This window comes from Bernardetia aquimarina, assembly GCF_042180575.1.
GTDB lineage: Bacteria > Bacteroidota > Bacteroidia > Cytophagales > Bernardetiaceae > Bernardetia.
This window is the reverse complement of the sequence record NZ_CP170094.1, coordinates 5,656,851-5,683,059: the sequence shown is the minus strand read 5'-3', so window position 1 is coordinate 5,683,059 and position 26,209 is coordinate 5,656,851. Positions and strand designations below refer to the sequence as shown.

The following is a 26,209-nucleotide window of genomic DNA, read 5'->3' as shown; positions in this document are numbered from 1 at the left end:
AAAATGTTAAGAGTCATCTGTTTTTTTACAAAGTTGAATGTTTTTGAGTTCAGTTAGTTGTCTTTAACTGACTATCGATAGGCAATTATAAACACTTATTTTGATTTTTGCAAGTATTATCTGGAATAATAATGAAATAATTTTATTTCTCTGTAATCTCAACGTTATCACATTCAATTTCTAGGAGAAAACAACTTTCACCAAAACCTTGAGTAAAGATAAATTTACCAATAAATATTTCATTCCATTTATAATCAAAGCTATTTATTTCTATACAAGAGTTTGATGTAAAATGTAATTCTGTTGTTTTGAGATTGAGAATATCAGAAAAATACAGTTCTACTCTATCATAATCATCTCTTTCTTCATTAAATGGAAGAATAACAATAGACAACTCTACTTTTGTATCATTATCTATAAAACGAATATGTTCCACACATAAATCATGAAACTCATATTGTCTAAGAAGATATAAAATATTTTCCATGTCGTTTATTCAATAACTTTTACTTATTTCCTCCTCCAATATTACTTCGAACAATCAATAAAAATAAAAGTATAGCTAAATAAATAGACAAGCCATATCCCAAAATACTTAAATAAGGAATTCCTCCATTAGTTTTGAGATAATCTGGAAAGTTTGCATTTAGGGAAAGAGTAGCCGAAATCACAAGCGCACAAATAAGCATCGTAAAAGTAAGACGATTGGTAATTGATTCTGCTTTTTTGAGAATAGGCTCGTCGGCTTGAATTTTTATATCAAAATTAAATTCTCCTTTTCGTAATTTTTTGAGAATGTATCGAAGTTCGGAAGGAAAATTATACAAAAGTCCTCCAAACTCAGTAAGTGTATAAGAAAGTTCTGAATTGACATTACTAACTGAATATTCTTCTGCCAAAATTTTGACACCATACGGACGAATATATTCCAAACTCTGAAAATCTGGGTGCAATGTATTTCCTATTCCTTCCAAAATTACCAAAGCACGTAATATCAAAAATACAACACCAGGCATTTCCAAACGATAGGTATAAATAATTTTTTGTAGTCTTTCAGTCAAATCTGCCATTCCCATATCACCAGCAGCATCCAATACCACAAATTCTTCTATTAGTTCGTGCAAATCATACTCAAAACTACGCATATCTTCTATCTCACTATCAATGGCAAGTTTGCGAAGGTTGGAAGCCATTCCACGAGCATCTTGTTTGGCTAGATTGATAAAAACACCTGCAAAAGCAAATTTTTGATGTGTCATTAACTTGCCTACCATTCCAAAATCTAATAAAACTATCTGACCATTTGGTCGTATCAAGATATTACCAGGGTGTGGATCTGCGTGAAAAAGTCCATATTCAAAAATCTGTGTCAGATAAATATCCATTCCTCTTTCAGCAATATTTTTTGGGTCAAGTCCCCATGCTTCCAGTTGTGCCACATCTGTAATTTTACATCCACTTACATATTCGATAACGAGTATTTTTGAAGTCGAAATGTCTAAATAAGGTTTTGGAACATGAAATTCTTCTTTTTTATCTTTATATAATTTTCTAAACTGTTCCATGTGCCTTGCTTCGGTCATGTAATCCAGTTCTTTTTGCATGGTTTTTTCAAAAGCAGTTACTACATCCAATGGATTTAGGATACCAGCCGAAACAAAAAAGTTTTCTGTCAAACGAACAAATTCTACTAAAAGTGCAAGGTCAGTTTTTACTTTTGCACGTACATTCGGACGCTGAACTTTCACTACTACATCTTCGCCAGTATGCAACCTAGCACGATGAACTTGTCCGATAGAAGCTGCACCAATAGGCACATCATCAAAAAATTGGAAAAGTTCATCAGTAGTTTGTCCTGTTTCTATAAAAATAATTTCTTTTGCAATCTCTGTATCAAAAGGTTGAACACTATTTTGTAGTTTTTTGAATTCATGAATAAGATCTTCAGGAATAAAATCAGGACGATTACTGAGTACTTGTGCTAATTTAACAAAAGTAGGTCCTAATTCTTCAATAACCATTCTTAGACGTTCGAAACGAGTCGAAAAAACCATCAAGGCTTCACTTTCTCCCTCTTCATTGTTTGTCCAAGTAAGTGTTGTTTTGGGTGGAATCAGTTTTTGAAGAGGAGTATTCATTACAATATCCTCAAAACCGTACTTCAATAACACTTGAATTACTTGTCTAAGACGATTTATATTTTTGACAGTGTTCTGAAAAAACATAGAGTTGATTTTTTGAGAATTTGGCTACTTCTTGCAGACTAAATAAAGTCCACATTATATTTTTTTGCATCTAATAGGATACGCTACATAAAATTACACATTCTAAATCAGAAAAGCCAAATTCTTATTCCTTTACAAAAAAAGAACAAAAATTTGGCTTTATATAGCTTATATATTTTAGCTACTTGCTAAATTGTAGAAAAGTAATACGTTTGTAAATTACTTAGAAGCTACAGGTTTAGCTTTTGCAGGGGCTTTCTTAACTGCTTTTTTTTCGCTTTGCTCTACTTCAGCAACGATACCAGCGTGAGCTTCTAATGTTTTGATACGGTCAGTAAGCTCAGACATTTCTTTGTTTGAAGCAAATTTGAAAGAACGAACGATTTTTTCTACGATAGAAGAAAGTTGTCCTTCGAATTCTTTTTTCTTTTCTTCAGTAGTGTCAAAAAATTCATCTACTAATTTTTTGCCTTCATCTGCAGACATTTTACGCTCATCAACTAATTTGTCAACAGCTTCTTGTAATTTTTCAGCAGTCATTGATACTACACCAACACCTGTATAAACGAGTTTCTTTAATAAATCTTCCATAGAATTGAATTTTAAAAGGTTTTTTGTTTGGAATAAAAAATTGTACGGCAAGTCAGTAATTTAGTTTTTGAATGTAAATGAATACTGAAAATAAAACCAAAATTGCTGATACAATCAAACTTTCTACACACACTAAGAAGAGTTTTTTTTGTTATGCTTGCATACTAACAACGACGCAAAGTAACGATATGTTACAGAGAAATACAACTTTTTTGCATAAATAATGAAAGATTTCGCCTATTTTTATCAAAAACGCAATTTCATTCCAATTTTTTTAATAAAACAAGCCTTTTTTTAAAATATTTTAAACCAATGGAAATAAAATGACCATTGGTCATTTGTTTGCTCATATCTTCTCTTTATTTTTTTGTTTTGGGATAGAAAAAATAGCTGTATTCTGTCCAATTAGATAGTTTTGGATCTGACTTTTTTTCCTCTGATATGTGATATTCTTCAAGTGCAATTAAATGATTATAACGATAAAAATATTTATTGATTTGTGTTAGTTTTCCATTTCTAAAATACTTTCTCTCTTCTACTGTATTTTGCAAATATTCTTTATCATCAGAATAGTCTGTGAAATATTTTTGTTCTTGAATATTGCTTAGTGTATCTACTTTTTTATATGAAAAGCGAACTTCATTTTTTGTAGTATCATTTTTTGTCGATATACTACTTATCCGTTTCGAAATTTTGTCTTTAAAATTTCCTTCTGTGATATAAAAAAACTCTTCTTCTAGTAGTTTTTGGGTGCTATTATTCTCAAAATACCGTTCTGTTTTGTTGAGTATTTTTTTTTCATGATAAAGAGCGTGCATTTCATATCCAAAATCTTTACCTGAATTTATGAAATGTATTTCTCCCACTTTATTTCCATATTTATCATAAGAATAACTTATATTTTTTGTATCAACTAAAAGTGTTGAATCCATCAAGTTAAAGGTAGAATCGTATTTTATTTCTCCAACAATTCTATCATTTCCATCAAAAATAAAGTCGGATTTTATGTATTTATAATAACCCATTTTCTCATGAATTTCTATTTTTTGATTTTTGGAAGGATAGTAATACTTGATTATTCCATTTTCAAAACTTTCTCCATAAAGTCCATCAATTTCTACAATTCTATCTGCTGAATCATATTTTATTTCTTCTCCTACATGATAGGTAAAATATTCCCAATCGATAAAATTTCTTCTTCTATCAAAATGGTATTCAAAGAAATTTTCTGAAATTGTATCTCCTTTATAGATAGAATGCTGAACTGCTTTTATCTTTTCTATGCTCGTAGGCAAAGGTAGAAATAATTTCAAATCTGTATAAGATTCGGCGTATTGAGCTGAAACAGAAAAAGATAGAAGTGAAAATAAGAGAAATAGGAGCTTAAAAAGTGATTGTTTCATAAGTGTTATGTTTTTTGACAAAGCCATGTTTCTACTCATTTTTTAGATAAAAATAATACTGATATTCTATTCGTCGTCCTATTTTGAAGATGTCTTCTTCAAGAAAATATTCTTCAAATGCAATTAGATTAGTATAACGATAAAAATACTTATTAATTTGACTTAATTTTCCATCATTAAAATACTTCCTCTCTTCTACTATATTTTGTGAATCTGCTTTATCATTTGGATAATCAATAAAATATTCTTTTGTCTTGAATGAATTTAATGAATCTGTTTTTTTATAAGTAAAGTGTATTTCGCCTTGATGGGTATAGTCTAGTCTTTTTATGAAATTATTTTGGATATAAATTTTACCTTTAAAATATCCTTTTTTAATATAAAAATAGTTTTGTTTTATATTAGAAAAGTCATTTTTTGGTCTGCTTCTAAAATAACTTATATTAGCTGGATGTCGATAATAAATTTCGTCTATTTTTAGTAAGTTTTTATTGTCGTACAACGCATTCATTTTATAAATTACTTTTTTTAAAGAATCATCAAATCGTACTTCTTTTACTTTATTACCATATTTGTCATACGAATAAGTTGTGCTAAACTTATAAACTAATGCTGTTGAATCTACAAAATTAAAAGTAGAATCATATCGTAATTCTTTACTGATTTTGTTTTTTGCATTAAAAGTAAAATCTGTTTTGATATATTGATGAAAATTCATTTTGTCATGAATTTCTATTTTTTGATTTTTAGAAGGATAATAATATCTAGTATTTCCATGAAAAGCATCATTTTGAGTAACTAGGTACTCCTCTTTTATTCTATCTAACGAGTCATACTTTATTTCGCTTTTCGAATAATCAAAATATTCTACACCAATTAGATTTCCTCTTCTGTCAAAACTATATTCAAAAATAGGTTGAGAGATAGTATCTCCTTTTTCAATTCCATGTTGAGTAGCAACTATTTTTTGAATATCAGTAGGAAAAGGTTTGAAGTAATCTGAATTTTCTTGAGCAAACACAGAAGAAAATGAAATTAAAAAAAGTAAAAATAAATATTCTGAAATTAATTTTTTCATAAAATTACAAATCAATAGAAGGCAATCGCACCGTAAAAATCGAACCAGCATGTTCTTCACTCTCCAGACGAATTGTTCCTTGTAGTTTTTTGATGGCATTATGAACAATATACAATCCCAAACCACTTCCTTTTGCTTGGTCACTGGCACGAATAAACATATCAAAAATAGTCGATTGATATTTTTCTGCAATTCCGATTCCGTTATCTAAAAACTCTATTTCAATTCCTTTAGATGTATCTTTTACAGTAATCTGAACCAATGAATTATCATAAAGACGTTTGGAGTATTTAATTCCATTTTCTACAAAATTTTGAATAATAGTATAAAGTAAACTCTCATCAGTAGAAAATTCTTTTTTGCTGTTTACGTGTACTCTAAACTCAATATTATCATAGTTTTCATAAAATGAAAAAGTAGCTATTATACTATTAATAAGTTGCTCAAAGTCAATCGTTTTTACATTTAATTTTCCTTGCTTGATGGAAGAAACCTTGGTCAAATCTTTAATTAGCTCACTAAGTTTTTTGACAGATACTTCTATCATATTTGTATATTGCTGTACGGTCGGGTCATCACTTTTTTCTAATCTAAAAAGATTCAAAACACCTTCTACCGAACTAATAGGTCCTTTTAGGTCATGAGAAGCACGATATAATAGCTGTTCCATTTCTTTATTGACCGAAACAATTTCGTTTTGAGCAATTTTGAGTGAGTTTACATCTGCTACTGCTAGAATTGTTCCTAAAGACTCTACATTATCTGCTTTTATTGGATTACTGCTTACCCATGCCCACAGACTATCTCCTGACTTTCTTCGAAGCTGAAGCTCATATTGTTCTGGTGTTATTTTTATTCGCTTTTGAAGTGTAAGATGTGACTCTTCATCTATCTCTTTCGAAAAAAGAAGTTTATCGATAGTTTTTCCTACAAGTTCGCCCTGTACGTGTCCTAGAAGTTCTAAAACTCGTTCATTTACATAGACAATTTCGTCTTTACTATTCAAAACAATAATTCCCTCACGCATTGTATCAATGAGCGTTCTGTATTTTTGTTCACTCTGTTTTATTTTTCTTTCTGAGCGTTTGCGTTCACTAATATCACGCATCACAACAGCAATAGAAGTAGCCTCATGTGTTTCGTTGAGCTTGATAGGAAAAAATGAAACAGCAACATCTAAAGGCATGTATTTTCTACGATTGATGATTCGAAGTTCTGTTTCCCATGATTCATGTCTAGGAAACTGAAATACTTCTAGCCGTATTTTTTCTTGTGAAGAACGAGTGAAATAATCTAAGATACTTGTATTTATTATTTTTTCTTCTTTTTGCTTTCTTTTATTGGCTTTGTCATCAATTCCTAATAGCTCTTTTCCAGCTTCATTTATAAATTTTATAATTCCATCTTTATTGGTCAGTCCGATTAATTCATGACTACTTCCAATAAGAGAAATAAGCCTTTGTTTTTCTTCTTTTGCAATTTTTTCGTGTGTAATATCTCTAGCGACTCCCAAAAAACCCATTAAATTGCCTACATTATCTACCTGTGGATTGATACGTTCTTCAAGCCATAAATATTTTTTTTCGGTATGATGCAAAATTCGGAATGTACGTGAAACCTTAGTTTGCCCCAAAATAGCTTGTTGCATTGTTTCTAGTACTCTTCTTCTATCTTCTGGGTGTACAACACGCATCCATGGAATAAAACCTTTATTAAAAAAATCAATAGGATAATTGAGAACTGATTGCAAGTGTTCGCTCACAAAGGTTAGTTCATACGTTCCTGTATTTGGATTTATTCCAACAGCATAAACAATCTCATCAATATTATTAAGTAATTGTTTGTATTCTTGTCTGTTTTTTACAATGGCTTCTTCATTGCGTTTTTGTTCTGTAATATTTCGCACAATCATGAGTACTTCTCCTTGCGTACTAAGATTCATACGAGCTTCCAAATGAAGGAGTTCATTATCTTTAGTAAGGTGATTATATTGTATAGATTGTGGTTTTTTGGTAATTAATGTTTTCTGAATTGTTCGTTCTACTTTATCCGAAACCATCAATAAAAACACATCACCTATTTTTTTATTGATAGGGTTTTTAAATTTATAATAATCTTGTTGGTCAGCCTTATAATCCAAAATTCTACCTTCTTCAGAAAGTAAGAACATTTGGTCTGGGATGGTATCTAATAAGGCTTTGTTTTTAGATTCACTTTGCCTCAACTGTTCTTGATTCTGTTTTGCTTTTGTAATATCAGAAGCAATGAGAGCAAACCCTGTTACTTCGTCGTCAGTTACCATAGGAGCAATTCTGACACTTAGCCAAGTAGTACGTGATTTGGTAACATAATTATAAAATAAACTCTCAAAACGTCCTATATTTTTGGTTTCATAGACTTGCCTTAATATTTTTTTTAATTTACTTCTCTCATTAGGCATAAGAAGTTCATATACATTTCTTCCCATCATTTCTGAAATAGAAGTTTCGTTTGGTGTACGATTGATGTATTGAATATTTCCTTCTAAATCTACATGAAGTACATAATCAGGTGCAAATTTGATAAGAGAACGCCATTTTTCTTCATTCTGCCTACTTTTTGTAATATCTGTAAATTGGAGTAGATAATGTTTTTTATCTGCAATTTGCATCATCTGAACAGCCATCTTGACCCAAAAAAACTTACCTTTATCTTTTCTTCTCATTTTCATCTCAAATGTCCTAACTACTCCTCTTCTACGTGTACGACTACGAATTTGAGATAAATCAGAATTGCTTATAAGTAGATGGATAGATTGATCCAAGATTGTATCTTTATCATACTTAAAAGATTTTAAAAAGGGTTCGTTAGCTACTTGTATTTTATTATCTGTTGCCGAAAAAATCAGTGTAGGTGAAGGCAAAAGCTCTGCACATTTGTAAATCAAGGCATCATTAGTAGAATTATCGGTAGAATCCGTATCATTTTTATTAGCCTGTTCTAAATTAATATGAGTGAGCATTCCTGCTGTTCCTATTAATTTATTTCCTGCTTTGAGAGCCGTAATTTGAAGACGATAAAAGTTATTTTTGTGATTTACGATAGAATAAAATTCTTTTCCTAAAAGAACATCAGCATGAGATTGAGCTGAAAAAATCCATTTATTATCTTCTTCCTCTTCTAACTGCCAAACTGTTTTTTGAATAATTTTGGATGTATTAATCTCAAATTCGTTTACCAAAGAACCAATAATATTTTCTACAACCAATTCAGCATTGGTTTGCCAAACTAGCACAGGCAAATGATTCAGCCAAGCAAGATGACTTGCATTGGTAGGATTTAGGTTGGATGTTGAAAGTGGATTGAATTCTGGTCTTTCCATGTAGTATTGCCTGTTCTAATAAAACTTTCTAAAATTTGCCAAAACTTTATACGAGTTCAAATTTCTATTAAAATATACTTTTATTTCTTCTGCATAGAAAGATAAACTATTCTTACATTTTATCATAATTATTCTACAAAATTAATTGATAGAAAAGAATAAATATACAAATTACGGAATTTTTTTTATTAATTTGGTTTTTTTGTAGCAAATCTATTGATGTAAAAGAATAACTTGCTTTTATATGAGCAATATAGAATTATCAAAACCTTGATTTATAAGCCATTCAAAAAAAGTTTTATCTTTTTGAATCAAAAACAAAGAAAATGGGTTATTGAGTTTATCTAAGCATTACAAAATAAAAATACTAAAACAGTTTCATAAGAATCACTCTATTTCTGACAGTTGATAAACTGTCAGTTATTTGAAATTAACTGGTTACTGTTTCACTGATTACTGATAACTGAACATGGTTTATCCACAAAATATAGAAACAAAATTAGGATTTGATAAAGTCCGAGAACTTTTAGCTGATGAGTGTCAAGGCATTTTGGGAAGACAGCTTATAGATAAAATGGAATTTCATAATGATTATGATACCATTGCCAGCCTAACAGAACAAACTGCTGAGTTCAAAAAACTGATAGAAACATCACAAAGTCCACCTGAAAGTTATTATTTTGATGTAACAGCATATCTTGCTAAGGCTTCTATTGTCAATAACTTTCTGACAGAAAGTGAATTTTATGATGTCAAACGCTCTTTAGATACATTATATCAAACGTTGAGAGTAATCCGACGACAGCCAAAAGAAGAATTTCCACGCCTTCAGTCTATGTGTCAAGATATAGAAGTTCCTTATGAAGTCATTCAAGACATAGAAAGAGTCATTGATGATAAAGGACAAATGAGAAGTAATGCCTCTCCAGAATTACAAAAAATCCGTCAAGCGATTGTCAGAACACAGGTTACGCTTCGTAAAAAACTAATTTCAATAGTAGAAGAACTCCGAAAAAATGATTATTTGCGTTCCGATGTCGACACAACAGTTAGAGAAGGGAGAATGGTCGTTCCTATCAAAACAGAATATCGCAAACAGTTAAAAGGAATTGTTCATGATACTTCTTCAACAGGGCAAACTATTTTTATAGAACCCGAAGCAATCGTAGATTTGAATAATGATATTAAGCAGTTTATGCACCAAGAGCGATTCGAAATTGTGCGTATTCTGACTGACTTAACGACTTTTTTACGTCCTCATTTATATACTTTAAAGTATGCGTATGAATTTTTGGCTCAAGTAGATTTTATTCGTGCAAAAGCTCGTTTTGCTGTAAAATTAAATGCCATTAATCCAGATTTTGAAAAACGTGCTTTAATAGATTGGCAAAATGCGTATCATCCTCTACTTTATTTATCGCATAAAAAACAAGGAAAAACAGTTCTTCCAAATACATTGTTTTTAGATGGAAATCAACGAATTTTACTTATTTCAGGACCTAATGCAGGGGGTAAATCAGTTCTTCTCAAAACGGTTGGTTTGCTTCAATATATGTTTCAAAGTGGTTTACTTATTCCAGTACAAGAAGGCTCAAAAATTGGAATTTTCGACCAGCTTTTTATAGATATAGGCGACGAACAATCCATTGATAATGACCTAAGTACGTATAGTTCGCATCTTTATAATATGAAAAAATTCCTCATTGCAGGAAACAAACGAACACTTGCTTTAATAGATGAGTTTGGAACAGGAACAGAACCACAAGTAGGTGCATCGATAGCAGAAGCCATTTTAGAAGAGTTTGAAAAACAGAGAATGTATGCCGTAATCACTACGCACTATGCGAATTTGAAATTTATGGCAGAAAAATCACAGTTTATTGTCAATGGAGCAATGCGCTATGATGTTGATAAATTAGAACCTCTCTTTAAATTAGAAATAGGAAAACCTGGAAGTTCGTTTGCACTAGAAATTGCTAAAAAAATAGGTTTACCTTCCGATGTTATCAAATCAGCTCGCTCAAAAATAGGAGGTGAACAAGTAGAAGTAGAACGTCTTTTAAGACAACTAGAAAAACAGCGTTCGAATTTAGATAGAGAACAAACTTCCCTCAGAAAACAAGGTTTAGAAGTAGATAAATTGCTTAGAGAGAATCAAGCTTTAAAAGATGACTTAAAGAAAAACAAACAAAAATACATGCTTGAAGCCAAAAAAGAAGCACAGGCATTACTCCAAAAAGCAAATCAGCGCATCGAAAACACTATTCGAACCATCAAAGAACAACAAGCCGATAAACAAACTACAAAAGTAGCTAGAAAAGATTTGGATATTCTTCAAGATGAACTCAACCGAATAGAATATGAAACCACAGAAAAAGAAATGCCTAAAAGCGATGAAGAAATGATTCGTTATGTAGATTCTGAGATAAAAGAAGGCGATTTTGTACAGATAAAAGGACAAACGGCAGTTGCTGAGGTTCTTTCTATCAAAAATAAAGATGCTTTACTTCGTATTGGTTCACTTAAAACAACCGTCAAAATAAGTCGTTTGCAAAAAGTAGATGAAACTATATTACCGACTTCGATTACAGGAACTAGAAATACAAATTCGTCTAATTCTGGTGCTACACTTCATAGTAAAGTTTTAGATTTTAGTCCTGATTTGGATGTACGTGGAAAACGTGCTGAAGAAGTAAATCCGATAGTAACTTCATTTATGGATGATGCTGTCATGCTTTCTCAAAAAAATCTTCGAATATTGCACGGAAAAGGGGAAGGTGTTTTGCGTCAAGTAGTTAGAGATGCGTTGCGTCAGTATTCGCAAGTGAAGAACATCAAAGATGAACACGCAGACAGAGGTGGAGCAGGTATTACACTTGTCGAATTGAAGTAATGAGTTCTACAAGGCTGACCTTATTTTATACTTAGGTCAGCTTAATAGGGCAATAAGCAGCTATATAGTTAATTTGACTAATTATAATATTCAAAACTTAAATTGTATTTCTTAAATAGAATGCTTATTTTAGGTACAGAGAATATAACTATTCTCTTCCCCCTTAATTTTTATTCGTAATTTTATTTTTTTCCCTTGAAAAAATTATTTTTTTTATTAACTATAAAACGAGTCAAAAAGTGTCCCAAGACAATGCAAATTGCTTTTTCTTGTTTTATTTTTCTGCTTTTTTTGGTTTCTTTTTCTTTAAAAGCCCAAGTAGGAAAACCATTTATACATAATTATACCTCCAAGGAATACAAAGCACATGTTCAAAACTGGAGTTTGACACAGGATAATCGTGGAGTTATATATATTGGAAATGGTGATGGTATTTTAGAGTTTGATGGAAATAGTTGGCAAATAATTCCTATTACTAAAAATAAAGGCACAGGCTTTTCCATGTTTTATTCCGATTTTTCAAATAAAAATCAGCAAAAAGTATATGTAGGAGCTACAAATGAATTTGGTTATTTACATCCTACCACTCAAGGATATTTAGAATACACATCTCTAACTGAATTATTAGATAGCATTCCTCAATTTGATAGAATTTTAAAAATTGTTCAACAAAAAACAGAAACAAATAACGAAGTTATCTTTTATGCTCCAACGCTAAGAAAAATATTTATTTTAGAAGATGATGGTCAGAGTACAAAATTAGATACTCTTTCTTATAATGCCTATCAAGTCATTTTTAATGTAAATCAAAAAGCTTATTTTTGGGATTTTACGAAAGGAATGCATAAAATAGAAAATAAAAAATTTATTCCTGTTTTAGCTAATTCATTTTATCAAAATCATATTATTGATTTTGTATTAGAAGAAACCGAAAATTCACTTCTCATTTGTGCAAGAGAATACACTCGTTCAGAAGAAGGAAGACTACTAATTATTAATAGAAAATTATATCGTGTTTCTACTTCTCAATTCGAAACCAGCCAACCAAAAGATATATCAGAAGAATATACCGAGTTTTTAAATCTTTTACAAAAAATAAATTATTCGTATGGAATTTATAATAAGGTAGTACGTTTACCTTCCAATGAAATTGCCATTTTAGATGTAAGAAGTGGTATTTATATTCTAAATGAAAAAGGAGTGCTTCAACAAAAAGTAGTTGAAAGTACAGGGCTTCTAACAAATGCCATTTATGATATGACTGTTACAGATAAAGGAAATTTATTTGTAGCCATGAATAAGGGTGTTGCACACGTAGAAACGGCATCTCCTATTTCTTTTTGGGATAAAAATTCAGGATTAGATGGTGTTGTCGAAGCTATGTATTATTTTGAAGGTAGAATATATGTTGCTACACATCAAGGTTTGTATTATTTAGATGGAGATAAAGCCAAAAGAGTAATAGGAGATACACCACTAAGTACTCAAACATGGGCATTTACTCGTTTTACTCCTGTTTCTGAAGAGAAAGTAGCACAAAAAGAAATCTTATTAGTAAGTGATAATAATGGATTACATCAACTTATAGATTCGACAGCAAAACGAATATTTATAAATCAAGATAATGTATTTGATTTTTATCAATCTCCCAAAAGCCCCAATCGTATTTTCTTACTAACTGGAAGTGGTGTAAATGCTATACGATACGAAAATGGAAAATGGAAAAATGAAGGACAAATAAAAGAGCTAAATGATGATGTCAGAATGATGGCAGAAGATAAAAATGGTAATCTTTGGTTAGGTACATTTAGAAATGGTGCTATCAAAATTCCATATTATGAAAATCCTGAAGAGATTACAGCTAATAAAATAAAATACTATACAGAAGAGCAAGGGTTTTTATCTCTCAAAAATGTATTGGTGTATCCTTTTGGAGATGATGTAGTTTTTGCTACTGAAAAAGGACTTTATAAATATGATGAGACTACTGATAAAATGATTCTTGCACCAGAGTTAGAAAACACAAGTCTTACAGATGCAAGTAGAGATATTTTTTCATTTACAGAATCTTCCAATGGAGATTTGTGGTATGCAGGTTTGCAAAGTGCAACAGGTTCTATCGGAATAGCAAAAAAACAAGCTGACGGAAGTTATCAGCTTTATGAAACCCCATTCAAAAAAATACATGAAATGATGGTTTTGGCTCATTATTTAGCTCCTGACGGAACGATGTGGTTTGGTGGTTCGGAGGGTGTTTTTAGATACGACCCAAAACGAGATACAGATTATTATAAAGCAAGGAATATATTGATTCGGAAAGTACAAGTTGGAAAAGATTCTGTTGTTTATGGTGGATTTACACAAAAATATCTTATCAATAAAAACCCTTCCTATCAAATTATTTCATTAGATGAAGATTTACCTTATGATTTGAACTCAATTACCTTTGAATTTTCATTACCTAATTTTGGAGAAGGAAAAAGCAAATACCGTTATCGTTTGAAGGGATTTAGTGATGAGTGGAGCGAATGGACAACAGATAGTAAGGCGATTTATACCAATCTTTTTGAAGGAGAATACACTTTTGAAGTAGAAGGAAAGAATAGCTATGAGAGAATAAGTAATATCGCTGGATATTCTTTTCATATAGAACCTCCTATTTATCGTACTTGGTTTGCTTTTATTCTGTATGCTTTGTTGGCTATTGGTGTCGTTTGGTTTGCTGTAAAGTGGAATGGTCGTCGTTTGGAAAAAGAAAAAGAAAACTTGGAAGCTATTGTACAACAAAGGACTGCCGAAATACAACAACAAAAAGAAGAAATTGAACAACAAGCCAATAATGTAATGCTCGCTAATGCAGAAATCAATCAACAAAAAGAAGAGATTGAAGCACAAGCTGAAAGTTTAAGAGAAGCAAATCTTTCTATTACAGAACAAAATCAAGAAATTTCACTTCAAAAAGATGAAGTAGAAAAGTCGTATAAAAATATTCAAATTCTTTCTGAAATTGGGCAAAAAATTACTCAAATTTTAAATCAAAACGATTTAGTAAAAACTGTTTATAGCAATGTAAATGCACTTATGCCTGCTGAGTTTTTTGGAATTGGTCTTTACAACCCACAGCTACAACGCATTGAGTTTTCTGGTTTTATAGAAAATAATGAAGAAATGCCTTTTCATTATGATAGACTAGAAGAAAAGGATAGTAAATCTGTTATTTGTTTTACTCAACAGAAAGAACTCATCGAAAATAATTTCTTGACTGATTTACAAAAAATGCAAGAAGAAAAAGGAGAAAAGTTTGTAACCAAAGTAGGACAAATCCCTCAATCTTTTGTGTATCTTCCTTTGTTTGTGGAAAATAAACCTGTTGGAGTAATTACAGTACAAAGCCTAGAAAAAGATGCTTATAAAGAACAACAACTCACTATTCTTAGGACTCTTGCTGCTTATACTTCTATTGCTTTAGATAACGTTTCAGCGTATCAAATGATTGAAGAAAAAAATAGAAATATTACGGATTCTATTCGTTATGCAAATACAATTCAAGGTGCAGTTTTGCCTCATCAAAACGAATTTGCAAAGTTATTTACAGAACATTTTATACTCTACAATCCAAAAGATATTGTAAGTGGAGATTTTTATTGGTTAGCTCAAAGAGAAGGTATTACCTATCTTGCTGCGATTGATTGTACAGGACATGGAGTTCCAGGAGCATTTATGTCTATGATAGGACACTCTATTCTGACAGAAATAATTAATGAAATTCCGAATGCCAAACCTTCTGAAGTTTTGGAAGAAATGAATAAACGTTTGGTAGCTGCTCTTCATCAAAATCAAGAATCAAACTCTGATGGAATGGATATGTGTTTATGTGCATTTCATTTTAAAGAATCAGAAAATAATTCTACTGTAAAAATAGAATACGCAGGTGCAAAACGAGCTTTGTATTATGCATTACCAAACTTAAATTCTAACACAGAGAAAGTTGAATTAGAAATTATCCCAGCAACAAGACGTTCGATTGGAGGAAAGCAATATCTTGAAAAACCGTTTGAAAATAATGAAATTCAAGTACCAAAAGGTACAACTCTCTATCTTACCACAGATGGTTATGTTGATCAAAACAATCCAAATGGAAATAAAATAGGTACACTCAAATTTTTGGATATGATACGCCAAATTTCTGACAAATTACTCGCTGAACAATATTTACATTTGGTAGATTATTTGGATAATTTTCAAGAAACAACAAATCAACGTGATGATATTACCATTATTGGAATTAGAATATAACCTTTAGGAACAATTACGAATATAATACATTGAATAACAATGATTTATTATTTCGAAATGAGTAGTTTATTTAATTTCTATTCCTTAGTAAAATAGAATCAATAAAAAACGAGTTGAATAATATATCCAACTCGTTTTTTATGAATTATTTTTTGTCCAATCTACTAGTTCTTGTTCAATTTTTTCTACTAGACTCAAATCTGTTTTTGAAATAGTAATAAAAAACTGTTTCCCTTCTATCACCCCTGTAATTTCTAAAATATCTTCTAGTTTTAGTTTGAAGGAATCTTTTGCCAAAGGAGAAAAAGAAGAAAAATTTTGAATTTCTAAATAACCGTAATTTTCTAATTGAATTAATAATTTTTTATCAATCGGTTTCAAAAGTGTATAACAATTTCGTATAAATCTACGGCAATTTTTGATTTGTTTTATTTCAAAATAAGTATTCATTTTAAATGTGACTTAACTCTGTTAGATTTCAGTTCATAATTAGGCAAACGCACGAAATTTTATTTTATTTTTTAAATTGGTTCAAGCGAGGACGCTTAAACCAGCTTTTGTCTAATTCAAGCGTCCTCGCCCTCGCTTGAATTTTAAAACTAAAAAAATAGACCAAAAAGAGTATAATACTGCATATTTTATTTTCGTGCGTTTGCCCTAGTACATAATCAACTCATAACTGTAATTTGGTCAAACTGACTACCTTCTTTTACTCTACAAATATGTTTTTGAGTTTCGAAAAGAGACGGGTTCTGAATCATTTTTTTATACTCATTTTCATCTAAAGTAATAAACTCTTCTGTTAAAGAGGTGTTATAAATCAAATTCATAATTCCTGCTATTCCTCCAGAGGCTAAAAACGAAATAGGCAATTCATTATTTGCATCAAAATGAGCTAGATAATTATTCGGTTCATAACCACTTACTACTTTCATTTGGAGTTCTTGATTGGGTTTTAGCTCTTCTATTTCCCAAAAGCCCCAACCAAAAGCATTTACAACAGCAGTAATTCCGTGTGTCCAATCTTCTTTATTATGAATCATTGGTTTTATCATGGCATTCCATTCGGTAGATTGCATCACTCCACCAAAGGTATTATACGCACACACATGACCAGCCTCTGTGAGTAGTTGTGCAGCTAAAGGAAGTCCATCATTACCCATTTCATCTTCAAAAAGCTGTAATAACTTATAAGAAATTAAACAGTAATAATTGGCATACATACGAGTAAGCAAAACTCCAAAAGCATCAATCAAACCTGTTTTTGAATCTCCTTGCAAATCCATATTTGTAAGAGCCTGGCGTATTCCATCATAATCAATAGATGTATTTGAAGGTTGCTTGAGCTGATAGGTTTGATATTTTCCTTCTTGTGGAGAAGCCACTAAATTCGTATTTTCTGTATCATTCTTTCTTAACAAAACTTCAAAAACACTTTCTTTATTTCCCTGTGAAATACATGTTTTTTGTTGGGTAAAAAGTGTTCCTAATGGCAAATCAAAAATAGCTTCGGTTGCACCTGCAATATAACCTGCAGCAAAAAAAGCAACTCCTTTTTTATTTTTTTCCCTAAGACCAAATTTAGTCTTCCAGCCAATACCATAATGTTCGGATGGTGAAGTTACTGTTCCTCCTTCTTTTGTGAGATTTGTTAAATTAATAATCCCAAAACCACAAAAACGGAAATAATCTTGACAGATGTATTTTTTATCTTCTAGTGATAGTTTTTTATTTATTTCTTCCTTAAAAAAATTAGAAAACTGTGTGTAAACAATCTCTTGTGCGCTATCTGAAAGCATCGGATATACATTAAGATACGAACTTGTATCTTCAATGACAGCTTGTAAATACGCATTATAATGATGGCAATGAAAAATCATCGGTTCGCCAGCAGCTACATAAACATTTCTATCATAATGATAACTTCCTCTCAAAAGTTGAGTAGTCTGTTGCATAATTTTATAAATAATAGTTAGTAGGGAAATAGAAATAAGATAAAGAAATGTGTTTTCTATTGAAAAGAATCATCTGAGTCTTCTGTATCATTGTTTGGAAAATCAATCTCATCTGTTTCTGCCATTTTGTTCTGACTTACTTCTTTTTTTTGCTCTTCACTTTCAGGAATTGTATTTGTTTTTTGAACAGGTTTTTTAAAAAAATCTCTTGAAAGCTCTAATTTATAGGCATCAAAAAGAGCCTCTGATATTTTTTCTAATAGAGTAGGCGAAAGCTGACTATCATCTGTTATTGTATGAAAGAAAAAACCTTCTTTTTTGAATTCTGGTAAGAGTTTGAACAAAATACGTTGCCAAGCAAAAGGGCTTGCATGAACATTTATCCAAGATTTAATAGTAGCTACTTCTTGCATATTTTGAGGAGTTATATGAAAAGATAGTTTAAAACTATATACTTTTTGCTAAAAAAATAAGGAAAACTAAAGTATAAAGTCTTTATCCTAATTAACATATTTTTAGCTTAAAAAACAAATATTTTTCTACGAAATAGCATTTTTATCTGACCAAAATATCATTAAGATATTTAGAAAATCAATTTAACATGCTGTTGTTGGTGTCGCTAAAACACCAACAACAGCACAAAGAAACTGAGGGTTCTTAAAATATAGTGGGGTTGAGCCTATCCAATTTTTTAACTATAAAGTTCACTTTTATCAATTTCTGCAATTTCTTCTTTAAAGATAATTCCATGATTTTCTAATTCTGCCAAAACAGGTTCATAAATTTCCCTATGAATTGGAATCTGAACACCTTTTAAATGCAGATTTCCTGTTAAATATAATTTTGCTGCAATCGCTAATGGAAGTCCTACTGTTTTTGCCATAGCTGTATGTTTGCTGTCATCTCCAAAAACAACAAGCGAAGACGTTAGTTCTTTTGCTTTTCCTTGATATGTATATTTAATTCTGTGTTGCATCAAAATCATGTCTTTATCTTGTGGGTCTAATGTCCATTTTTCCTCTAAAAGATGTTGCAATATTTGAGCAGGAGAAGCATTTTGAAGTGTTATTTTTTTATCCTCAAAGAATCCTAAAAACTCCCATTGTTTGAGTTTTGAATCAGAGAAATTATAGATTGTTTTTAGTTTTTCCTCTAACGATAAAAAAGGGTCATATTTGAAAAACATATTGGCAAACTGTCTATAAGTCAATTTATCTGAGTTTTCAATTTTATAAGAATCGTCTGTCATTCCTAATTGAACAAATGTATCCCACGAATTACAAAAACCATTTCTTCGAATCGTTCCTCTAAGCATTGTCGGAATAGTATCCAAACCATAAGTAGAGCGATATTGCAATGAATCTCTATTTGGATAACCTTCAAATTTATACTCTTCATCGTGTTGATTTATTTGAGCAAATTCTTTTGATTCAATCGGCTCACAATAAGAAAAAAGACGATGATAAGGTGCATATTTATATTGATGGTTTTGAATGAATTTTGCTGTTCCTTGTCCTGCCAAAACTACATTTCTAGGATTCCATGTAAATTTATAATTCCAAGGATTGTTGTCAGACTCAGGTGCTAAAAGTCCACCTGTAAACGAACGAAAAGCTGTAATCTCTGCTTTTTCATCTTCTGATTGATTATGAAAACGTATTTTATCCAAAACTTGCATCGCCGAAAGGTGGTCAATTCCAGGGTCAAGACCGATTTCATTTAAAAGCAAAAGTCCTTTTTGTTTTGCCTCTGCATCTAACTTTTGCATTTGAGGAGAAACGTAAGAAGCCGTAAAAATAGATGTTGATTCTTGAACACAAACTTCTGCCACAGGCGCATGTAAAAATGCAGGTAAAAGAGAAATTACCAAATCAGCACGCCTAGCAATTTTTCTACACTCTTCTAAATCAGAAACATCAAACTGAAAAGCTGGTGCTCTTTCGTGGTTTTTTATTTTTTCTTGAGCCAACGAAATATCTAAATCTCCTACTTCAATTTGCCAATCATTTTCTTTGCTATGTTCTACTAAATAATCGATGAGTGCATAGGATGAGCGTCCTGCACCAAGTATTACCACGTTTTTCATTGTTTTTGACTTTATGTGTGTTGTGTGTTATTGTTTTTTGGTAGCCAATTCTTTTCAAATGTCGTACCATACAACAAAGTAAACATGGTTTGGATTCTCTTGCAAAAAAAACTTAGAAATGTTTTAATAGGTTTTTTTAGAACGATTCTAAAATTGTCAATAAAAAAGGCTCAAAAGCAAAGTTTGAACCTTTTTTTAAAACAAAAAAACAAATATTTCCTATCCACCACAACCTCCACAGCCTCCACCACAGCCACTTCCACATGAAGAACCACATGAGCTTCCACACGAAGAGCCACAACTACTTCCACACGAACCTCCATCACTACTGGATGATGAACTATTTTTGTCTGTATAAGCTATGAGAGGTATAAATGAAGCATCAAAAGCAGCACTATCTACATACATATAACTCCAATCGTGATTCGTATCATTACTAATTTTTTGACCATACTTTTGAGGAAGAACTGTATGTTTGTAGAAATTTGGAATAACACTTCTTGCCATTTTGTTAGACAAACCATATAAATGAATAATAGCCACAATAAGCAAAACAAATAATAGAATTGCTATATATGCAAAAGGTCTATTGTTTGACATTCCCATAAAAAGACGAATACAACCAATCATCATGAGAATGGAAATAGTTACATAATTTATCAAAAATAATTTCATAAAAGAAGCAGAAGCCTTTACTGTTTCGATAAACTTATCCATTGCTTGATAGGTGTTTTTGAATATTTCTTTATTCATGAGTTCCCTCAAAAGTGCTGGATAAAATACTTGTTCAGACTTAGCTGAAAGAATGGTAAAAGAATCAAGAATTACAAAATCCTCTACTGATTTAAGGGTTATGTGTTTATTAAATTTTATTTCATTCTGGCTACTAATTTTTAATCCTTTATTTTTTACCAAATTATTGGTGGCATGATGCACAACATCATTTTTCTTTCCTGTTTTTAAATAAATGACTTCAGAAATAGATAAATCATTAATAAACCCCTCTTTAGACCAACCTTTCACAACACCTTTTAAATAAGAACTATTAAAAGTATTTAGAGCAATTAGAGCAACTATAATCAAAGGAATATAAAGCAAGAAAAAATCTGAACCATTTATTTGGCTATAAAAAGGTTGCATCAAAAAATGCACAGGAATAAGAACTATCAAAGAAATGACAGAACCCAAAACAACAACTTTCTCTTTTGTAGTTGTAGATGCTTTTAGATGTAAAGACTGATACATGGTAGTATATTCCCAAATATCTTTAGGTTGCTTTCCAAAGTTTTGTTCGTAAAGTTTGGTTGTATTATCTTTTGCAGATTTAAACTTTTCAAATTCGGCTTTATTATGTGTAGAAGGAATATGTTGAATTTTCTTTCCTAATAAATTACAAAACTCATTGTACGATTCCGTAAAAATCAAATGTTGATGCCAAACAATATCCACTATTTCGGAAGGAGAAACCATTGTACCAGCCGTTGCAGCCAAATACATGAATTTTTTGTATTCCAAAATAGCTTTTTCTGTAAAATTTTTTGTCCATTTGTTTTCATCAGCCAAACGAGTTACAAATCCATAATCTGTAAGAGGTTTATTGAAATCAAATCTTTTTATGTTATTCCAAGACACTAGACTTTTTTCATTTTCATTGCTTTTTTGAGTGTCTTTTTGTCGTGATTTTTCTATATTCATGTGTATAAAATTTGGATGATTCGCTCTAAGACATATAGTTTGTTCTTCTAAAATACGTAAAAACCATTAAAAAAGGTTTTTATTTCTAATAAATAATTGGTCGTAGAGTCATCTAATTTATTACAAATTCTTAAAACTATTCATTACATCTAACAGAAATGGACTTATTTAGTTGTTCTTTCTATCTAAATAATAAGTTACCTTTGAAAATAACTAAATAAAGTCTTAATTAAAGATTAGTTATTTTTATAAGACATTTTTAATCAAAAGCATTCTATCCAATATTTATGAAATTTCAATCTACAATAATTACTTTATTTTTTAATTTAATTATTTTATTATTTCTATTTTCCTCTACAAATTGTATTTCACAAAAATCTGATAATCAAGATACATCTACAACTCAAACCAGTAGAAGAAATACAAATATAGATACAATACAAAACTATCTCTCAGCACTTCAACAAAGTACACAAACTTATTATGCAGACAATATAGAAGCCATTAATCTAAAAAATCATATTGAATTACTTGCATCAGAAAGTTTTGAAGGGCGAAAAGTAGGAGAACGAGGGCAAAAAATGGCAGGGTTATATATTCAAGATTTTTTTATAAAAAATGACCTTGAGCCAGCCGTTCCTACAGAAGTGGGCAAACGTTATTTACAAGAGTTTGAGATAGAAAAAAGCACAACTCCTATCGTAACCATAAAAACACAAAAAGAAGGCAAAGAAAATATATATAAAAATAAAGCAGATTTTTTGGCAAATCCATTGACTTATCTTCACAATGAAAATGAATTAAATGTCGTTTTGACAGGTTATTCTATTCTACCCAACGAACAAATGAATGGACGTGGAGTAGCTTTATTTTTGAATACGTATGACAAAGAAGATATTTTTTATTCAAATCAAGATTGGAATGAAAAAACAGAAAAACAAGTCCTTGAAGCTCAAAAAGCAGGTGCAAAAGCTATATTTTTTATTCTCACAAATTCAGATAATTTTAAAATAAATACCAAAAGACTTCAAAAAAATAAATACCTAAATGAAGATATTTATACACTGAAAACAGAAAAAAGCAGTGGTGTTTATTTTCTTTCTATGCAAACAGCAGCCGAATTATTTGATTATTCAGACTCAGAATGGGAAAGCATAGAAGAACAATTTAAAGAAAACAAAATCCCTTCGAATCTTCCTTATACAACAATTTCTATTGATGTAAAAAAAGAAAATGCAACAACTTTGAATACAGAAAATATAATTGGTTTTGTAGAGGGAACAAGTGCAAAAGAAGAATTAATTATTATTTCGGCTCATTATGACCACTTAGGAAAAGATAAAACTACTTATTACGCAGGTGCAGATGATAACGCTTCTGGTGTAGCTGCATTGATGGAACTTGCAAAAGTATTTGCTTTAGCCAAAAAAGATGGTTTTGCACCAAGAAGAAGTATTTTATTTATGACAACGACTGCCGAAGAGGTAGGTATGTTGGGCTCTTCTTATTATGCTGATATTGCACCACTTTTTCCTATTTCAAATGTGGTTGCAAACTTAAATATTGATATGATTGGAAGAGAATATCTACCAAAAAATAAATATCCAGCAAATGATTATGTAAGCATTGTGGGTTCAGACTGGTTATCGCCTGTTTTACATCAAACTCATGAGCAAGCAAATAGTGTTTTTACAAAAATCAATTTAGATTATACGTATAATTCTAAAAAACATCCAGAAGAATTTTTTTATCGTTCTGACCAATATAGTTTTGCTAAATATGATATTCCTGTCATTTTTTATACTAGTCCAGACCATAAAGATTACCACAAAACAAGCGATACAGCCGAAAAAATAGATTATCAACGAGTAGAAAAAGTAACTAAACTTATTTTTTATACTACTTGGCAACTTGCCAATCAAGAAGAAAGTCCTAAAAAAATAGAAAAAAATACTTTTGAAGACCAAAATTAATCCTTTATCTATTTTTTTATTATCTCAAATAGAAAGTGTATAAATTATTATTTAATTTTGTGCAATTAAAAAAATAATGAATTGTGTAGTCAGAGTTTTTAAATAACACTACGCAAATTTTGCAACTTGTATTTTATAAAAACAAAAAAAATAATTTTATGAAAAAAATATATAACACTCTATTTGGTTTATTATCTTTTTGTGTGCTTTTTTCTTCGTGTAGAGAAGGTAGAGTAGAACCTGTTCGTTTGTTAGAATTGTATGTGGTTGATACGCTTGGTCAGCCTGTTGATAATGCAAAAGTGGAATTTTACTTTGATGAAATGGCATTAAATACAAGAAAATCTCAAATTATAGAAACTCTTTATACAAATGAAGAGGGATTGATTCAAGTAGCCTTAGACGTAGAAATTTTTGATTATTATGTAAATATTGAAAAAAATGAACTTAATAATTGGTACACAGAAACATTTGTCAGTTTGCCTAATCTTGCACAAGAAAATACAACTACAATTACAATAAATACTCCTTTTGAAGCAAAACTAACAGGAATATACAAAAAACGATGGCAACAAACAGCTGCTCTTATTAATGGAAATCCTGCTTTTCCGAACTGTTCTAATCAACTCTATCATGATTTTATTCGTCGTACAGAGACAGCAAAAGAGGACAGAGATGGGCAAGTTGAAAGGTATCAAACAGATATTTGTCCATTTCCAGGAAACCCTGAAGGAACTAATCAATGGGTTTATGACAAGCAAAACAATACAATTACCTTTGGAATAGATGCTTTTGCAGAAACATATAAAATAATAGAATTTACAGGTAATAAAATGTCTTTAATTTATACGACTCCTGATGGAGTTTTTACAAAAGAACAAAGGTACAAACTTGTAAAGTAAACACACAGACAAAGAATATTTCTATTTAATTTATTATAATTAATAAAAAAAATGACAAAAGAAGTAAAAATAAAAGTAAGAGGATACCATTTAGATGGCTATCAACATGTTAATAATGCTCGTTATTTAGAGTTTTTTGAAGAAGCTAGATGGGCATTTTTTGAAGAAAGTGATGCACTAAAAACACTTCAAGAGAAAAATATTATGTTTGTAGTGGTAAATGTAAATATTAACTACCGTTATCCTGCTTCTGTAGGTCAGACGATTGTCATAAAAAGTAAATTAGATAATCTTGCAGAAGTAGGAAGTAAAAAAAGTACTTTTCAACAAACTATTTATTTAGAAAATACAGATACAGTAGTTTGTGATGCTATCATTACTTTTGTTTTGTTTGATGCAAAAACACAAAGGGCTGTTGCAACTACGGAAGAAATAAGAGAAATGTTTGTGGGAGAGTTAAGTAACTAATTTTATTTTTTCTTAAATCAAAAAAACTTCTATGTTGTTTATCACAATATAGAAGTTTTTTTGTGAGCATAATTACAAACAATACAATAATGGAAGCAATCATTTTTATAGGAATACAAGGAAGTGGAAAATCAACTTTTTATAAAAAAAGATATTTTAATTCGCACCTACGAATTAGTTTAGATTTACTCAATACAAGAAATAAAGAATCCAAGCTTTTAGATTTTTGTTTAGAATTTCAGCAGCGTTTGGTCATTGATAATACCAATCCAACAAAAAAAGAACGTACAAAATATATTCAAAAGTTAAAAAAAAGAGGTTTTAAAATTATTGGAATTTTGTTTGAAATCCCCATACAAACAGCCTTAAAAAGAAATGAGTTGAGAGAAGGAAAAGCCAAAATTGCTGAAATTGGAATTTTATCTACATATAAAAAAATGGAACTTCCTACCTATGAAGAGGGTTTTGATGAAATATATATACTCAATACAGAAGAAAAAAATGCTCAACTTAAAAAACTAAAAAATGAAATTTGATGATTTAGACAAACGTATGCGAATCTATGAAACCAATAGTGATATATGCGTACTCCCCCAAATTTATATGGTTGCTAGAATTGATGGCAGAAATTTTACCACCCTAACCAAACAGAAACACAATTTTGAAACTCCATTTGATATTCGTTTTAGAGATTATATGGTAGAGACTGTAAAACACTTAATGAATGTAGGTTTCAATGTTGTTTATGGGTACACAGAAAGTGATGAAATTTCATTGCTTTTTAATCAAAATGAAACAGCTTTTAACCGAAAAACTAGAAAGTACAATTCTATTCTTGCAGGAGAAGCAAGTGCCAAATTTTCACTTTTATTGAATGATTTAGCTGCTTTTGATTGCCGTATTTCTCAACTTCCCACTAAAGAAGATGTTGTAGATTATTTTCGTTGGCGTAATGAAGATGCCTTTAGAAATGCACTCAATGCACACTGTTATTGGATATTAAGAAAAGATGGATTTACAGCTAAAAAAGCCACACAAAGGCTTGAAACTGTTTCGGTAGCTGATAAAAACGAACTTCTTTTTAGTTATGGTATCAATTTTAATGATTTACCAAGTTGGCAAAAGAGAGGAATTGGAATTTATTGGAAAGAATATCAAAAAAGAGGTGTAAATCCTATCACGAAAGAAATAAAAATAACAGAAAGGAAACAGTTATTCGTTGATATGGATTTAGAAATGAAAGATGCTTATAGTAACTTTATAAAAGAATTTCTAGTCTAACA

General features: G+C 30.5%; 18 protein-coding genes. 7 read left to right on the top strand and 11 right to left on the bottom strand.

Annotated elements, in window-relative coordinates:
* Window positions 1-142: 142 nt before the first annotated feature.
* From ACE193_RS24445 to ACE193_RS24420, 6 genes are all read right to left on the bottom strand, one after another.
* Window positions 143-487, bottom strand: coding sequence for a hypothetical protein (locus ACE193_RS24445; RefSeq protein ID WP_375560807.1), 345 nt, complete (start codon window positions 485-487; stop codon window positions 143-145).
* Between the two features lie 19 nt (window positions 488-506).
* Window positions 507-2,225, bottom strand: coding sequence for an ABC1 kinase family protein (locus ACE193_RS24440; RefSeq protein ID WP_375560806.1), 1,719 nt, complete (start codon window positions 2,223-2,225; stop codon window positions 507-509).
* Window positions 2,226-2,444: 219 nt separating this feature from the next.
* The gene (locus ACE193_RS24435) at window positions 2,445-2,816 is read right to left on the bottom strand and encodes a phasin family protein (protein ID WP_375560805.1); all 372 of its coding nucleotides are present in this window, start codon (window positions 2,814-2,816) and stop codon (window positions 2,445-2,447) included.
* Window positions 2,817-3,175: 359 nt separating this feature from the next.
* Window positions 3,176-4,219 carry a hypothetical protein gene (locus ACE193_RS24430; RefSeq protein ID WP_375560804.1) on the bottom strand — a complete coding sequence of 348 codons (1,044 nt, stop codon included), beginning with the start codon at window positions 4,217-4,219 and terminating at the stop codon, window positions 3,176-3,178.
* A gap of 31 nt (window positions 4,220-4,250) precedes the next feature.
* A complete protein-coding gene (locus ACE193_RS24425) occupies window positions 4,251-5,297 on the bottom strand; it encodes a hypothetical protein (protein ID WP_375560803.1) in 1,047 nt (348 codons plus the stop codon).
* Between the two features lie 4 nt (window positions 5,298-5,301).
* Window positions 5,302-8,658: a PAS domain S-box protein gene (locus ACE193_RS24420; protein ID WP_375560802.1), complete on the bottom strand. Its 3,357-nt coding sequence runs from the start codon at window positions 8,656-8,658 to the stop codon at window positions 5,302-5,304.
* Between the two features lie 469 nt (window positions 8,659-9,127).
* Here ACE193_RS24420 and ACE193_RS24415 point away from each other — a divergent pair, with 469 nt between their 5' ends.
* Both ACE193_RS24415 and ACE193_RS24410 read left to right on the top strand, forming a co-directional pair.
* Complete coding sequence (locus ACE193_RS24415) at window positions 9,128-11,551, top strand: endonuclease MutS2 (RefSeq protein ID WP_375560801.1); 2,424 nt, start codon at window positions 9,128-9,130, stop codon at window positions 11,549-11,551.
* Between the two features lie 252 nt (window positions 11,552-11,803).
* Window positions 11,804-15,847 (top strand): SpoIIE family protein phosphatase, encoded by a 4,044-nt coding sequence (locus ACE193_RS24410; RefSeq protein WP_375560800.1) that lies wholly within the window; start codon window positions 11,804-11,806, stop codon window positions 15,845-15,847.
* Between the two features lie 138 nt (window positions 15,848-15,985).
* Here the strand turns inward: ACE193_RS24410 and ACE193_RS24405 are convergent, their stop codons facing one another.
* The 5 genes from ACE193_RS24405 to ACE193_RS24385 form a co-directional block, all read right to left on the bottom strand.
* The gene (locus ACE193_RS24405; RefSeq protein WP_375560799.1) at window positions 15,986-16,297 is read right to left on the bottom strand and encodes a hypothetical protein; all 312 of its coding nucleotides are present in this window, start codon (window positions 16,295-16,297) and stop codon (window positions 15,986-15,988) included.
* Between the two features lie 218 nt (window positions 16,298-16,515).
* A complete protein-coding gene (locus tag ACE193_RS24400; RefSeq protein WP_375560798.1) occupies window positions 16,516-17,802 on the bottom strand; it encodes a hypothetical protein in 1,287 nt (428 codons plus the stop codon).
* Window positions 17,803-17,858: 56 nt separating this feature from the next.
* Window positions 17,859-18,215 (bottom strand): hypothetical protein, encoded by a 357-nt coding sequence (locus ACE193_RS24395; RefSeq protein ID WP_375560797.1) that lies wholly within the window; start codon window positions 18,213-18,215, stop codon window positions 17,859-17,861.
* 278 nt (window positions 18,216-18,493) lie between these two features.
* Window positions 18,494-19,888 (bottom strand): saccharopine dehydrogenase family protein, encoded by a 1,395-nt coding sequence (locus tag ACE193_RS24390; protein WP_375560796.1) that lies wholly within the window; start codon window positions 19,886-19,888, stop codon window positions 18,494-18,496.
* A 219-nt stretch (window positions 19,889-20,107) separates the two neighbouring features.
* Entirely contained in the window at window positions 20,108-21,583 is a 1,476-nt protein-coding gene (locus ACE193_RS24385) for a glycine-rich domain-containing protein (protein WP_375560795.1), read from the bottom strand.
* Between the two features lie 287 nt (window positions 21,584-21,870).
* On the opposite strand from ACE193_RS24385, the gene ACE193_RS24380 reads away from it, so the two are divergent.
* From ACE193_RS24380 to ACE193_RS24360, 5 genes are all read left to right on the top strand, one after another.
* On the top strand, window positions 21,871-23,556 hold the full coding sequence (locus ACE193_RS24380) for a M28 family peptidase (protein ID WP_375560794.1): 1,686 nt from the start codon (window positions 21,871-21,873) through the stop codon (window positions 23,554-23,556).
* A 158-nt stretch (window positions 23,557-23,714) separates the two neighbouring features.
* Window positions 23,715-24,458 (top strand): hypothetical protein, encoded by a 744-nt coding sequence (locus tag ACE193_RS24375; RefSeq protein WP_375560793.1) that lies wholly within the window; start codon window positions 23,715-23,717, stop codon window positions 24,456-24,458.
* Window positions 24,459-24,509: 51 nt separating this feature from the next.
* On the top strand, window positions 24,510-24,926 hold the full coding sequence (locus tag ACE193_RS24370) for an acyl-CoA thioesterase (protein ID WP_375560792.1): 417 nt from the start codon (window positions 24,510-24,512) through the stop codon (window positions 24,924-24,926).
* Between the two features lie 89 nt (window positions 24,927-25,015).
* The gene (locus tag ACE193_RS24365) at window positions 25,016-25,462 is read left to right on the top strand and encodes an ATP-binding protein (RefSeq protein ID WP_375560791.1); all 447 of its coding nucleotides are present in this window, start codon (window positions 25,016-25,018) and stop codon (window positions 25,460-25,462) included.
* On the top strand, window positions 25,452-26,207 hold the full coding sequence (locus ACE193_RS24360; RefSeq protein WP_375560790.1) for a tRNA(His) guanylyltransferase Thg1 family protein: 756 nt from the start codon (window positions 25,452-25,454) through the stop codon (window positions 26,205-26,207). The genes ACE193_RS24365 and ACE193_RS24360 overlap by 11 nt, the downstream gene beginning before the upstream one ends.
* Window positions 26,208-26,209: the final 2 nt, after the last annotated feature.

What these genes read in the sequence shown, in the direction of transcription:
- ACE193_RS24445 (WP_375560807.1), bottom strand. Translation starts at nt 487, where the DNA reads ATGGAAAATATTTTATATCTTCTTAGACAATATGAGTTTCATGATTTA.
- ACE193_RS24440 (WP_375560806.1), bottom strand. Translation starts at nt 2,225, where the DNA reads ATGTTTTTTCAGAACACTGTCAAAAATATAAATCGTCTTAGACAAGTA.
- ACE193_RS24435 (WP_375560805.1), bottom strand. Translation starts at nt 2,816, where the DNA reads ATGGAAGATTTATTAAAGAAACTCGTTTATACAGGTGTTGGTGTAGTA.
- ACE193_RS24430 (WP_375560804.1), bottom strand. Translation starts at nt 4,219, where the DNA reads ATGAAACAATCACTTTTTAAGCTCCTATTTCTCTTATTTTCACTTCTA.
- ACE193_RS24425 (WP_375560803.1), bottom strand. Translation starts at nt 5,297, where the DNA reads ATGAAAAAATTAATTTCAGAATATTTATTTTTACTTTTTTTAATTTCA.
- ACE193_RS24420 (WP_375560802.1), bottom strand. Translation starts at nt 8,658, where the DNA reads ATGGAAAGACCAGAATTCAATCCACTTTCAACATCCAACCTAAATCCT.
- ACE193_RS24415 (WP_375560801.1), top strand. Translation starts at nt 9,128, where the DNA reads ATGGTTTATCCACAAAATATAGAAACAAAATTAGGATTTGATAAAGTC.
- ACE193_RS24410 (WP_375560800.1), top strand. Translation starts at nt 11,804, where the DNA reads ATGCAAATTGCTTTTTCTTGTTTTATTTTTCTGCTTTTTTTGGTTTCT.
- ACE193_RS24405 (WP_375560799.1), bottom strand. Translation starts at nt 16,297, where the DNA reads ATGAATACTTATTTTGAAATAAAACAAATCAAAAATTGCCGTAGATTT.
- ACE193_RS24400 (WP_375560798.1), bottom strand. Translation starts at nt 17,802, where the DNA reads ATGCAACAGACTACTCAACTTTTGAGAGGAAGTTATCATTATGATAGA.
- ACE193_RS24395 (WP_375560797.1), bottom strand. Translation starts at nt 18,215, where the DNA reads ATGCAAGAAGTAGCTACTATTAAATCTTGGATAAATGTTCATGCAAGC.
- ACE193_RS24390 (WP_375560796.1), bottom strand. Translation starts at nt 19,888, where the DNA reads ATGAAAAACGTGGTAATACTTGGTGCAGGACGCTCATCCTATGCACTC.
- ACE193_RS24385 (WP_375560795.1), bottom strand. Translation starts at nt 21,583, where the DNA reads ATGAATATAGAAAAATCACGACAAAAAGACACTCAAAAAAGCAATGAA.
- ACE193_RS24380 (WP_375560794.1), top strand. Translation starts at nt 21,871, where the DNA reads ATGAAATTTCAATCTACAATAATTACTTTATTTTTTAATTTAATTATT.
- ACE193_RS24375 (WP_375560793.1), top strand. Translation starts at nt 23,715, where the DNA reads ATGAAAAAAATATATAACACTCTATTTGGTTTATTATCTTTTTGTGTG.
- ACE193_RS24370 (WP_375560792.1), top strand. Translation starts at nt 24,510, where the DNA reads ATGACAAAAGAAGTAAAAATAAAAGTAAGAGGATACCATTTAGATGGC.
- ACE193_RS24365 (WP_375560791.1), top strand. Translation starts at nt 25,016, where the DNA reads ATGGAAGCAATCATTTTTATAGGAATACAAGGAAGTGGAAAATCAACT.
- ACE193_RS24360 (WP_375560790.1), top strand. Translation starts at nt 25,452, where the DNA reads ATGAAATTTGATGATTTAGACAAACGTATGCGAATCTATGAAACCAAT.